The following is a 12,572-nucleotide window of genomic DNA, read 5'->3' on the forward strand; positions in this document are numbered from 1 at the left end:
AGGTTGAACCACCATGCGATTGTCGTGGCTCGGGGGTGTATCGGCCGATCCGCGCGACGCCTTCGGGATCGGACTCGAGCTCGCGTTGCACCGCCACCCAGACGGTGTCGCCGTCGATGGCCACGCCCTCCAGGCCCTGGCCGCCCACCTCGGATGCAATGTCGTCCGGCAGCCCGACCCGCCGCTCGATGCTCCCGTCCGCGGCGACGTACACCAGCTGGTTGCCCGGGCCGTCCTCACCCTCGACTGCGAGCACGAACCCGCCGTCGGGCCGCGCGGAGACGCCCTCGATGTCGAGTGTGACCGGCTGCCCGTTCTCGGTCACCGGCAGCGCGGTGTCGATCAACGCCGGCGCCTTCGACAGATCGATCCCGAGGATCCGCGCCGGCCCAACCGCGATGTCCGGCGAGGTATAGAGCCGGTTCTCGTCGCCCGGGTCCGCGCTCAGCGCGCCCAGCGCGCCCCACCCGATCGGCGCCCCCTCGACGTCGCCGGACACGAGCGACGGAAACGCCGGCCCGCCCGCCCCGGCGTACTCCGAGCCGTAGCCGTAGACGCTGACCGAGGCACGCACCCGGTTGTCGGCCTCGTCGGCCTCCGAGGAGATGACCAGCAGGTTGCGCGCCGGGATGGGCAGCACGCCTTCGGGTCCCGGTGTGGTGGGCAGGATCTGGCGGAACGCCGGCGAGGTCACGTCGCTGACGTCGTAGGCGGCGACGAAGTTGCTGCGCTCCGAGGCGACCAACGCCGTTGGGTGACCGTCGATCTCGGTAACCGCCAAGCCTTCCGGCTCCGGCCCCTTCGACTCGGCGCGGCTCTCGATGTGCAGGCCGGTGCGCACGGCGAGCTGCTCGAACGAGTTGCCCGCGTCCCAGACCACTTCGCCGGTGTTGGCGTCGAAGATCGTCCACCCACGCGTGCCGCCCTTCCAGTCACCCTCGTTGGCGGTGGCGACGTGGTCGTCGCCGATCCAGCCGATGGCGTCGGGCTCACGCGGGGTCTCCGGGATCGAACCGGTCTGGTCGATCGCGCCGTCCTCAACGGTGTCGATCCCAGAGACAACGACGCTTCCCGCGCTGAAGATCTGCGACACCGCGCCGGTGCGGCCGTCGATGATCGCGAACCCGTTGTTCTCCTGCAGCGTGACCGCGACCTGTCCGCGGGAGTTGATGCTGACGTATTCGGGTTCGAGGTCCTCTGGCGTCTCGAGGCCTGCCGCTCGGGCGGTCTCGACGTCGAAGTCGACGCGGCGCGCAGTCCACGCGCTCGGCTCGCCCGTGAGATCGATGAGTTGGACGAAACCGGTTGGCGGCTGCGGCAAGTCACCCTCCTCACCGCCCGGCGGGGTGGACTCCTCGTCACGTTGGTTCTCGATCGCGACCGCGGCGAACGCACCGTCGGGGCTGATCGCGATCGAGTCGGGTTGACCACCGAGGTCGATGCTGTGCACGCGCGTCCGGTCGCTGACGCGCACGACGTCCACCCGCCCCGAGGGCTCGGTGAAGTTGCCGCCGGTCGTGTCGACGACCACCAACACCAGGTCGCCGACGGCGGCCACCGAGGTGGGCTGGTCATCGGCGTTGCCCAGCTCGGCCAGTGAAAGCGTGCCCTGGCCAACCGGTTTCGCCGGGTCGCGGATATCCAGGAAACCGATGCGCTTGGCGGCGGCGTCGGTGTAGATGACGGTGTTGCCGTCGGGGGTGACGGTGGAGATCTCGGCGACGGTCTCCATTTCGACCGGATCGTCGGTGGCCTTGTTCAGGTACACCGGGTAGGTGGCGAGTCGGTGATAACGCTGCGCGTCGGGCAGGTTGAAGTCGATCGACGAGGCGGCCCTCGGGGTGCGGGTCTCGCCGGGCTCGTTCTGTGCGGTCGAACATCCGGCGACCACCAACGCTGCTATCGTTGCCGCGGCCACGGCCCGAGCCGAGTTCGTCATCACAGGGGCGTCGTCCTCTTCTCTTGTCCGATGGGTCGAGTGAGCTTGGCGCGCACAGGTAGCCAAACGGCGATCACCGGGTGAACGAGAGGGAACGAGGGGGTTGTCGACGTCTACCCAGGCATCAGCTTGGTGCTTCCCGCGATGGGATGCGTGGTGCTGACGATTTTGGCGATGCAGTTGTCGCGGTCGAACCCCTCGTCAACACACCAGCCGAGCACGTCGTACGGATTGTCCGACCACAGGCCCACGACAGTCACCCAGAAGTTGCGCCCGTCATATGTCGACCAGTCCCCCGACCACAACAGCTTCACATCCGGGTACATGCTCCGCAGCCGCAAATGCTCGTTGAGGATCGCCTCGTTGTCCCACGTGATGCCGTTCGCCACCAAACCCACCCGCTTGGAACTGATCTGCGGTATCCACCGGTCGGCGAGCATTGCCGACACCGATGGGCGGTCATCGCGGGCGATGGCCTGCAACCGCGCGAGGCTCTGCTTCTCCACGTCGGGGGTAGGCGTGACGGTGACGGTGCGGGTGGGCGGCGGTGTTGGCGGCGGCGCAGCCGTCGTCGGATCGGGTTCCATCGTCCCGAGCACCAATTCGACGCCCGCCTTGGCCTCTTGTTCCGTGTAGCTCATCTCGTGTTGGCCGACCTGCACCCGGTAGAACTGCGCCCCTGCCGGCACATCACTCACGTGGAATCTCAGCAGGCACCCGTCACGGTCGGAGCTGCTGCCGAGCATCGACCCCTTGGCGAGCAGCTTTCCCGACTCGTCTTCGACGATGATCGGCGCATTCGGACTGATATCGCCGTAATCGCCTGCGCCGGCGCACTTGTAGCCGCTCGGCAGCCCGGTTGTCTTGACCAAGTCAGTCAGACGGACCTTGCCGGCGATCGTGAACGGCTCAGCGCTCGACTCCTCGTCGGTCGGCTGCAGCGCGAAGTAGGCAACCACGGCGACCGCGGCGAGCACGACGGCCGAAATCACCGCCACCCCAATCAATTTGCGGCCCGTGCCAGCCGACGAGGTCGCTGGTGCGGACACCATTGGGGTGGCCGGTGGAGGCGGGGTCGCCACCGGCGCCACCATGGTTTCCATCGCGTTCGGGCTCAGCGTCGACGTGTAATCGTCGGACTCCAGGGACTGCTCGAGTGCCCGCGCGAAGTCCGTGCACGTCGTAAACCGCTCGTCGGGACTCTTGGCCAGGGCGCGGGCCAGCACTTCATCGAACGGTCGGAGATCGGAGCGGACCCAGCTGATCCTGGGAGGCTCTTCGTTGAGGTGCTTGCCGATCACCACCGCCGGGTTGGAGTGCTGGAAGAGCTGCACCCCGGTCAGCAGGTGATAGGCGGTGGCCGCCAACGAGTACTGATCGGCCCTGCCGTCGAGATCGAGCCCCATCAGCTGCTCAGGCGCGGCATAGGCAGCCGTGCCGACAGTCATGTTGGTCGCGGTCAGGGATCCGCTCGCGGTGTCGGTGAGATCGCGCGCAACACCGAAGTCGGTCAACAAGATCCGTCGCTCACCGTGGTGGGCATCGGAGATCAGGATGTTGGCGGGCTTGACATCGCGATGCAACAGGTTCATACCGTGTGCGTAATCGAGGGCTGCCGACACCGCGGTGACGATGACGAGCACATCTTGTCTCGGCATGCCGTCGGGGTAATCCTGCAGGAGGCGCCCGGCGTCGATTCCGTCCACGAAATCCATCGAGATCCAGAGCCGCCCCCGGTACTTGCCGCGGTCATGGATGCCCACGATGTGCGGATGCCACAGTTTCGATGCGAGGTCGGCTTCCCGGTTGAAGCGCTCCACGTAGTCGGGATCCGACGAGATGTCGGATCGCAGCACCTTGAGCGCGTCGTGCCTGGGCAATCGTGGGTGCTGGGCGAGGTACACCTCGCCCATTCCACCGGCTCCAAGTTGTCGCTCGATGGTGTATCCAGCAAACTTGGTACCGTCCCCCAGCGGCATGCCCGAAATGGTACCGAAGCGAGAGACGCCCGGTAACCCCCTCCAACGGGCAAACAGATGCGCTCCGATGGACGTATCGTCACCTCTGTGGACGCACCTCTGATGAGAGGCGGTTCGGAACTCAGCCGTCGCCGGTGGCTCCGACTTGCGGGAACGGCTGGTCTGGCAGCTGCCCTGGCCGCCTGCGAGGCGCCGCCCGGGTACCCGGGGTCAGCCCGTCCATCCACGAATCCGCGTCCATCCGCCGGCCTCGCTCCGCCGGCGACCTCGATCCCTCCGCCGGCACCATTGCAATCGCCGGCCGCGGTCTCCGACGTGATCTTGTGCCGTGACGCCTGGGGCGCCAAGCCGCCACGTCCCGGCGGCACACCCCAGATCCCCAGCCGCATGACGATCCATCACACCGCCGTCGCACTCGGCGACAACAGCAACGCGCCCGCCCGGTTGCGCCAGCATCAGCGCTATCACCAGGACACGCACGGCTGGATCGACATCGCTTATCACCTCAGTGTCGACCGCAACGGACACATCTACCAGCTGCGAGACCCGACTCTTGTCGGTGACACCGCGACGAGTTACAACCCCGCCGGACACTTCCTCGTCGTTTGTGAGGGCGACTTCGACCAGGAAGATGTGACCGAGGCGCAACTGAACGGTGCTGCGCTTGCATTCGCCTGGGCCGCACAGCAATTCAACATCCCGAGTACCATCGTTCGTGGCCATAAAGACGAAAGCTCCGACACCGCGTGCCCGGGCGCCAACCTTTACGCTCGCCTGACATCCGGTGATCTACAGAACCGTATCGACGCGCTCCTCGCCGCTGGGCCGGTGGAGCTGCAGCCGATCTGTGGAGATCAGGCTGCTCAGATCGTCGCGAACATCGAAGCCGGCACCGGCTAGCAGCCAAGCACAGCGACCTACCGCGGGCCGTCGACTTCGTATGTGCCCGCGTCGTCACGGAAAACGACCTGCACTTGCCGGGGCGCGCCGTTCACCGTCACCTCACACATGAAGCTGTTACCTCGCTTAACCTTTGGATCCACGCCACCGTTGCAGCGGACAGAGGATACGTCGTTGGCGCCGTAACCGTTGATCGGATCGCTGAGGATCTGCCGCACGCCTATTTCGGCTTGGTTCACATCCAACACGTAGCTTCGCTCGAAGACCCCGAAGAGCCACAGGACGGCGATCAGGACGACCACCTCGAGCGCGATGATCGCCGCGCCTCCCCATAGAAGGGTCATGCGTCGTGACCGCTTTGGTGGTGCAGGCGAGGGCGGGACCGGCGCAGGCGGCGGCGGAACCGGCGCGGGCGGCGGGACCGAGCCAGGCGGCGGGGTGACCGGCCGCGCGTAAGGCGGCGGGCCGCTCGGCGGCCGTCCTCGCAGCGGGGCCCCACCGGGCCGGGCCCACCACGGCTGTTCTGGAGGTCCTGTCATGACTGGCTACTCAGCATTTCGGTCCTACGAGAACCGCTGGAAGCACTCGTCGACATCGCTCGACAGGCCGACTCGGTACGCGAGTATCCGCGTGAAGCCCGCCGGCGCCGGCCGACCGTTGACGTCGCTCGCGACGACGGGATTGGTCAGCAGACCGGCCACCGCTTCGTCGGCATCGCCGGGTGACAGCACGAAATCGAAGCCCGCCTCCGCTGTCATCCGGCCCTGCGCGACGCCCGTCAGGCACGCGGTCCGCAACGCAGCGGCCGGTGTATCGAGATCGACTCCCCGCTCTCGTTGGATCGCCAGCGCGTAACGAGACGTCACCATCGACAGCGCCGTGTTGTCTCCTTGGATGAGAACCTCGTCCTCCTCTTCGCTCTTGGGTTCACCGATCGCTCGCAGCATCGGGAGGTTGACGTGAATGACGTTGTCGGCGTCGCAGTATGACGTCGGCGCCGACTCCTGACCTGGCGCGCAGCCCGACGCGCTGGTGGACAGTGTGGGCGGATTCGTCGGTTGAAATATCTCGTTCAGCACGCTCATGAGTTGCGACAGCGTGTTCTCGTTGATCGGACTGTCCAGGACGGGTTCGCCGTAGGCATCGTTGCTCAGCTGCCGCGGTAAATCCCCTTGTCGCTTCTCGATTTCGGCGAGGTCGATGGCGGCGCATTGGTCGGCGCCTCCGGCGAATCCCAGCTGGAAAGCGCTGACTCGGTCCAGCGCGGAGCCGTGCGCATCGCCCGTCGAACTCGACGACACCGGATCTCGGAGGTAGATGAGGCCGGCGAGCACCCGGTTGAGGCCGTCGCCCGTACTCAACTCAAACCGACGCGAGTCGCCCGCCGCGACAGAGCGCAGGTACACACCGGCAAAGCAGTCGGCTTGCTGTTCTCTCACCAGTACGTCGGTGTCCAAGTCGACCAGACCGCCCATGTACTGCAGCGCATGCCCGTACTCATGGGCCAGGATGGCCACGACTCCCATCTCACCGAAGTACTTGATCGCCAAGGGCACGAGTACGCCTCGGTCCCAGGCGATCACGTCACCCAATAGGCAGTACATCGCGTTGACCAGACCGTAGGTGTTGATGAAGCATACGGTCGGGCTGTCAGGGTCTTCCGAGTCGTAGGAAAGCAGTGCCGCCACGGGCTGGAACTCGCCGGGCAGATATTTGGCGTAGTGCTCTTGCCAGAACTCCTCGATATCGTTCACGGCCGACAGCGCCAGGAGATCGGCGGCACCGTGGTCCGAATTCTCGACGGTGCCGACGGGTGGTGGTGCGACCGGCCTCGGGCCGCTCGGTCCCTCCGTGACAGGCAGGCCACCGCCTCGATCCGGGTTGAAGAGCATCGACGTCGCGCGGCCATCCACCCTGATGGGTGCGCACCCCACCAGAACGACAAGTGCGCACACAACGGCGCTTATCGACCGGAGAGACAAGCTCACCCCCTTACCCACGTATAGGGATAGGGGATGCGCGCAGGACGGGTATCGACCGCGGTTCGGGGGCAACGCGCCGCACTGAACAGGTCACTAGCCCCCTTTCGCCTCGAAGCCTCGTCAGCCACTTTGCCGCGAGCCTCACCGCCAAGCCATCGGAATCCGCAAAATCCAAGAGGCAACGGAGCGATTTCGGCGCGCTCATGGACGCTGAGGGGGCATTAGCGCGCCGAAGTCGCCGGACATCGCTGTGACGTGTCGGCAGGTCAATCCACCCGATGAGCCCTGCGGAAGCGATCGAGGTAGGCCGGCCAGTCCCAGGAGGACAGGAACGTGCTCGCCGCCGAATACCCCCGCTGGTACAGCGCTTCGGCATCCTGGCGGCCGATACCGAAGTCGAGCACACCCACATCGGTGGAGTCCACCTGGATGGCGCGCACCTTCACCCAGGGCTGGTCGAGGTGTGCCTGGTCGTGGCCGACCAACATCGTGGTGATCAGGCTTTCCAGCAATGTCGTTCCCCGGAACTTCAACGGACCCAGCCCGGGAATCAGTTGTTCGATCCCCGGGGCAGGAAGGTAGGGAACCACCGTCACACCGAATGTGGGCCAACGGGGCTCCTTGCCGTCGGGGCGGTCGAAGGAGTCGATCGGGAAGTTCGACAGCACGCCGCCGTCGACCAGCGTGCATGGTTGTCCAGCAGCGTTTTCCAGCGTGACGGGTCGGAACAGAAACGGTATCGCCATCGATGCCCGCACCGCGTCGGCCACAGACTGCTCGTCGGGGTCGCGGCCATAGAGCCGCCGGTAGTCCCATGGCAGCCGCACCAGTTGCCCGCTCGTCAGGTCGGCCACCGTGACCACCAGACGGTACCGACGCTCCGGCAGGAGATGATCGTCGTCGACGGCGAGGTCGCCAAAAGTGCTGACCCCCAGGTTCTTCAGCTCACCGCGGATCCACTCGTGAGCGAAATCGCCACGGTAGACACCGGTTTCGCGTAGCAAGCCCCAAGCCGTGCCCAACACTGGGATCCGTTCGATCGGCCCGCTGTCAGCGAACTTGCGATACGGCACGCTCAATGCGAGGTCGCGCAACTGTTCGCTGGTCAGGGGATCCCGCTGCGACGCCGCGGCCACCACCGCCCCCACCAGCGACCCCGCCGACGTGCCCGACACCCGCTGGATCTCATAACCCGCATCCGCGAGCGCGCCGACCGCTCCGACCAACCCGATGCCCTTGACCCCGCCGCCCGACAGCACGAGGTCCGCACGGCGGTCCGCGAGTCGCTTCTCAGCCATAGTCCCAGCCTGACACGAGATGCTGCGAGCCGGCGTTCGTTACGGGCCGGCGCTGGGGCAGAATCGGGGTGTGGCGGAGTTGGTCATCGCGCTCAACCCGGACGAGAATTCCCGGCTGCCTTACCTGCTGCGGCTTCCCCAGCCCGGCGGTGACCTGCTGTTTCGGACGTCGGGAACGTGGCCGCGGGTCAAGGCGCTGTATTGCCACCCGGTCAGCCTCGACGAGTGGCCCGCCGACGCGGAGATCATCGAGCGTGTCGAGCTGCGCTCGTGTCAGCGTCGCGGCGCAGCCATCGATGTGATTGTGCAGCGGTCCAGGGAGAACCGCTCGCAGCTGGTGTTCACCACCGCGCGTGGCCGCGACGCCGTCTTCTGGCAGGCGCCGCGCACCCGCAAGCAGGCGCGTCCGAACGTGCGCACCCCGACCGCGCGCGCCCAGGGCATCGACGGGTTGCAGATCGTGATCGACTCACACGAGCGGTACGCCTACCGGTTTGGTGCCCAGCAGGTGAGCACCGTTGCGCAGGCGCTGCCGTGCGGCGACTACGGACTCGTTGTCGACGGGCAGTTGGTCGCCGGCGTGGAACGCAAATCCCTGGCCGATCTGGTCTCCAGCCTGACCAACGGCAAGCTGCGCTATCAGGTCGCCGATCTGGCGGCGCTACCGCGCGCGGCCGTTGTCGTGGAGGACCGCTACTCACAGGTGTTCAAGCTCGACTGGGTCCGTCCCGCCGTGGTCACCGACGGGCTGGCCGAACTTCAGGTCCGCTGGCCCAACGTGCCGATCGTATTCTGCGAGACCCGCCAACTCGCCGAGGAGTGGACCTACCGGTTCCTTGCCGCCGCACACGCGTGGGCGATTGCTGAACAGGCTGCACTGCAGCGTATCTCGTCGCCCACGATCGAGATCACCAACCACAGCCCGGCGGCCGCGGAGCGCGGGCCGAGCACCGCCGAGGTCCGCGCCTGGGCCCGCACCGCCGGGCTGCCGGTGCCCGATCGCGGCCGGCTTCGCCCCGATATCTGGCAGGCCTGGCACGACGCCCACGACCTGACCTGAGTCGGTCGAATTACGGCGACTCTATTACCGTCGTCGCCGGCGCCTGGACGGAACCTCCACTGCCACTGTCACTTCCGCTGCCGTAACCGCCTCCGCTCGACGGCAGCTCCGGAATCGTGGGCGCGACGGGCGCGGGGGCCGGGGCGGGTGCAGGCGCAACGGCAGGCGGCGGCGTGTAGGCCGGCACCACCTGCGTCGTCGGCGGCTCGGGTGCGGGCGTGACCGGTGAGTATTCGATCGGGGGCGCCGAGGTGGGCGGCTGCTCCGACGTCGTGGGCGCCTCGCTGGTGGGCGGCTGCTCCGACGTCGTGGGCGCCTCGCTGGTGGTCGTCTCGGTCGTCGTCGGTTCCGTGCTGGTCGTCGTCGGCGTCGTCGCGGTGGTCGTCGGCGTCACCGACGTCGTCACCGTCGTCGTCCACGTCGGCAGCGTCGGGAACGGGTTGAACGGCGGCGGCACAGGAACGACCGGCACCACCGGCACGTTCGGGACCGGAGCGGGCGCCGGCGCCGGCACCTGCGGTGCCGGAACCTGCGGAACGACGCGGTTCGGGCCCCGATTCATCAGCACACCCGTTCCTCGCGGAGCCTCGGGCGCCGGTGACACCACCGCGACCGGCAACGCCACCGGGTCCGGCTCATGCGGCACCGTCGGCAGGTATCGACCGGGCACCGTCTCCGCCTGCGCCTGCGCCGGGGGTGGCGGCTGCGCCGACACGTCGGCCACCGGCCGCACCGCGATCGCCACCGATGCCGCCAGCGCCGCGAAGCTCACCACGACGAAGCCCAGCGCGCTGCCCATCAACAGCGTCCGCGGCGGCGGAGGCGCGATCATCGAGGTGTAGGCCTCTTCGTCTTCCAGTTCCGGGACGTACTCCTCGAGCGACTCGAAGGGCAGCTCGTACTCGCCCGGCTCCTCCTGGGAGTACGCCAGCTGCGGACCCACCGCCGCAGGATCCGGCGCGGGCGCCATCTGCGTCGCCTCGCCAGCCACGGGCGCCATCTGCGTCGCCTCGCCAGCCGCAGGCGCCATCTGCGTCGCCTCGCCGGCCGCAGGCGCCATCTGCGTCGCCGCACCCGCCGGGAACCCGGACTCCGGTGCCGTCTGCGCCGCACCCCGCGCGATACCGAACCCCGCGTCCGGCGGCAGCTCCACCGGTGTCGTCGAACTGAGCTCTGCCGCAACGGAATCCAGGTCAAGGCGCTGCCCGACCAACATGATCCGCATGACGCCTTCGTCAGGCACCTGCCGTAACACCTCAGCGCACGCGACGGCCGCACCGGCCGCCCCGATCGGCACCGACGCCAGCGCGGACGTCGACTCCTGGTCTTCGCCGACCACCATCAGCGACACGGTGTCGTCCTCAGCGAGCAGCAACGCGGCGTCCGCACCGGTATTGCGGGCCAGCGCCGCGGCCGCGTCGGCCTCCGATATCACCTCGACGTTCTGCACCCCGGCGTCCAGCACGGCCTGCCGCAGCGTCTCGGCCCGCGCGGCGTCGGGCAGACAGAGCCGCGTCGCGGCCACCCGGTTACCCGAGTCGGCCACCGCGCGGTACGTGCCCACGATCGTGTCGCCGAGATCGGTCAGCGCGTCGTCCGGCAGATCCAGCGCGTACTGGTCGTAGACCTGCGCATCCGACGCGCCGACCAGCGCCAGCCGAGCGACCCGCCCGGTCACCGCCACCCCGAGGACTACGTCCACCAGTTCACCCTCGCCATTCTCCTGCCTGCCACGACCGTCCAAAGTTACCCTCTACCGTCTCGCTTGTGCCGCGACGCAAAAGTGAGCACGCTGAAGCGCAACATGTCCCTAAAGGAGGAATCGGCACGTGAGCGACCCGCGTTACGACGCCACCGTCGCAGTGCCCACCACCGCCATGGGCGGGGGCGGCCGGTCGTCGCAGGCCGGCTACGTGCCCGTCCGCACCAACAGGGTGCGCGACGCGGTCGCGGTCGTCCTGTTGCTCCTCGCGCTGCTGCTGCCATGGAATCTCGACTTCGGATTCGGTGTCCCTGGCAGTAAACACACGTGGTGGGCGGTCGTCATCGTCGTGACCGCGCTCGCCGTCACCGCCGCGCTGGACGCACACATCGGGCCGCTGCGGCTCACCAACCCGCAGCTCGACGTGCGCCTGCTCAGCCGAATCCGGCTGTTCGTCTGCCTGCCCTACCTCGTCGTCGCGGTCGGTTTCGTCGGGTACCACCTGTTCGAGACCGTGCGCGACGGCGGCACCGGCATCGTCCCGCCGGGCGTCGGGCCCGGCCTGGTGCTGGGCGTCGCGGGCGCGCTGCTCGCCGCGCAGCCGCCGGTCACCAGTATCACGATCGAGGACAACCGTTTTCGACGCTGGTACTCCGTCGCTCGTATTCTCGGCGCGATCTCGATCGGGCTGGCGACGCTGTCGGTCGCGTGGAACGTGTACTGGCGGCTGCGCTACCTGTTCGTCACCAACGACGAGTTCGGCGGCCAGGACGTCGCGGTCATCGTCACCACGCTGCTTTACGGCGCCGTCGCACTGATCGCCCTGATCGTCGGTTCGCGCTGGCTGACCGAGAAGTCCGCCGCCGGGCGCTTGTCCACCACCGCGCTGGGCGCGTCGGCAGGGCTGGCCGCGACGCTCGTGTGGGTGTTTCCGATCGGCCGCGACATCGACGCGTTTCACGGCATCGCGCAGAACACCTCGACGGCGGCGGTCGGCTACGAGGGCTATCTGTTCTGGGCGGCCGCCGCGGCGATCGTCGCGCCGACGACGCTGTACACCGTCTTCCTCGTCAAGCCGCCGACACTGGGGGCGTTTCGCTCCGCCGCGCAGAAGTGCCTGACGCTGATCGCGTTCTGGGCGTTCGCCGCGGCGGTCTGCCGCGTGGTCGACTTCGTGATCGCCGCGTCGCTGGAATTGCCCCGCGCGCTGTACGACAGCGTGGCGATGACGGCGTTCAACCTGTTCGCCGGGATCATCGCGGCGTGGCTGCACCGCCAGCTCGCCCGCGGCGAGACCTCGCCGGCCGTCATGGCGGCGTTCAGCGCCTTGCTGTTCGTGTTCACGGTCGCCAACATCGCGATCGGCGTCGCGCTCGCCCCGCGGTACGCCGAAGCGTCGCCCGACGCCCTCTACGGCAACAACCTCGCCCAGCAGATCACCAGCACGTTCGACGTGGTGATCTGCCTGCTGTCCCTCGCGGTCCTGCTCGTGATGCTGTTCACCGGTCCGCTGGCGGGCTACCTGATGCGCCGCCGCGAAGCGCGCGTCACCGCACCGGAGCCGGAGCCAGAGCCGCCGACGGTCGCCCAGCCTCAGCCGGCGGCACCTCCGAGAATCGTTCGGCTCAAGGATGATTCGACGACCGTGCTGCCCGCGCCGGAGACCGAGCAGTTCACCACCGGATTGCGGATCCAGCGCCGCGACCCCTAGG

At 67.8% G+C, this 12,572-nt stretch carries 7 protein-coding genes and 2 pseudogenes; 3 read left to right on the top strand and 6 right to left on the bottom strand.

Features of this window, described 5'->3' with window-relative positions; translation table 11 throughout:
- Nucleotide 1: 1 nt before the first annotated feature.
- Nucleotides 2-1,939: pseudogene (locus MELE44368_RS27045) on the bottom strand (esterase-like activity of phytase family protein); the annotation flags it as partial.
- A 1,142-nt stretch (nt 1,940-3,081) separates the two neighbouring features.
- Nucleotides 3,082-3,918: pseudogene (locus MELE44368_RS27595) on the bottom strand (serine/threonine-protein kinase); the annotation flags it as partial.
- Nucleotides 3,919-4,305: 387 nt separating this feature from the next.
- Here MELE44368_RS27595 and MELE44368_RS27050 point away from each other — a divergent pair.
- Complete coding sequence (locus MELE44368_RS27050; RefSeq protein ID WP_128108348.1) at nt 4,306-4,818, top strand: peptidoglycan recognition protein family protein; 513 nt, start codon at nt 4,306-4,308, stop codon at nt 4,816-4,818.
- A 17-nt stretch (nt 4,819-4,835) separates the two neighbouring features.
- On the opposite strand, the gene MELE44368_RS27055 is transcribed toward MELE44368_RS27050, so the two are convergent.
- The 3 genes from MELE44368_RS27055 to MELE44368_RS10150 all read right to left on the bottom strand — a co-directional run bounded on the left by MELE44368_RS27055 (nt 4,836) and on the right by MELE44368_RS10150 (nt 8,098).
- Nucleotides 4,836-5,162, bottom strand: coding sequence for a DUF4333 domain-containing protein (locus tag MELE44368_RS27055; protein ID WP_241566549.1), 327 nt, complete (start codon nt 5,160-5,162; stop codon nt 4,836-4,838).
- 219 nt (nt 5,163-5,381) lie between these two features.
- Entirely contained in the window at nt 5,382-6,572 is a 1,191-nt protein-coding gene (locus tag MELE44368_RS10145; protein ID WP_277749991.1) for a neutral zinc metallopeptidase, read from the bottom strand.
- Between the two features lie 494 nt (nt 6,573-7,066).
- Nucleotides 7,067-8,098 (bottom strand): patatin-like phospholipase family protein, encoded by a 1,032-nt coding sequence (locus tag MELE44368_RS10150; RefSeq protein ID WP_128108351.1) that lies wholly within the window; start codon nt 8,096-8,098, stop codon nt 7,067-7,069.
- A gap of 70 nt (nt 8,099-8,168) precedes the next feature.
- Between MELE44368_RS10150 and MELE44368_RS10155 the strand changes: the two genes are divergently transcribed.
- Nucleotides 8,169-9,158, top strand: a complete 990-nt coding sequence (locus MELE44368_RS10155; RefSeq protein ID WP_128108352.1) for an ERCC4 domain-containing protein — start codon at nt 8,169-8,171, stop codon at nt 9,156-9,158.
- Nucleotides 9,159-9,168: 10 nt separating this feature from the next.
- Here the strand turns inward: MELE44368_RS10155 and MELE44368_RS10160 are convergent, their stop codons facing one another.
- Complete coding sequence (locus tag MELE44368_RS10160) at nt 9,169-10,860, bottom strand: DUF7159 family protein (protein ID WP_164890078.1); 1,692 nt, start codon at nt 10,858-10,860, stop codon at nt 9,169-9,171.
- 127 nt (nt 10,861-10,987) lie between these two features.
- On the opposite strand from MELE44368_RS10160, the gene MELE44368_RS10165 reads away from it, so the two are divergent.
- Nucleotides 10,988-12,571, top strand: coding sequence for a DUF7937 domain-containing protein (locus MELE44368_RS10165; RefSeq protein ID WP_128108353.1), 1,584 nt, complete (start codon nt 10,988-10,990; stop codon nt 12,569-12,571).
- The last annotated feature ends 1 nt before the right edge of the window (nt 12,572 follow it).

The organism is Mycolicibacterium elephantis DSM 44368, assembly GCF_004014805.1.
Taxonomy (GTDB): domain Bacteria; phylum Actinomycetota; class Actinomycetes; order Mycobacteriales; family Mycobacteriaceae; genus Mycobacterium; species Mycobacterium elephantis.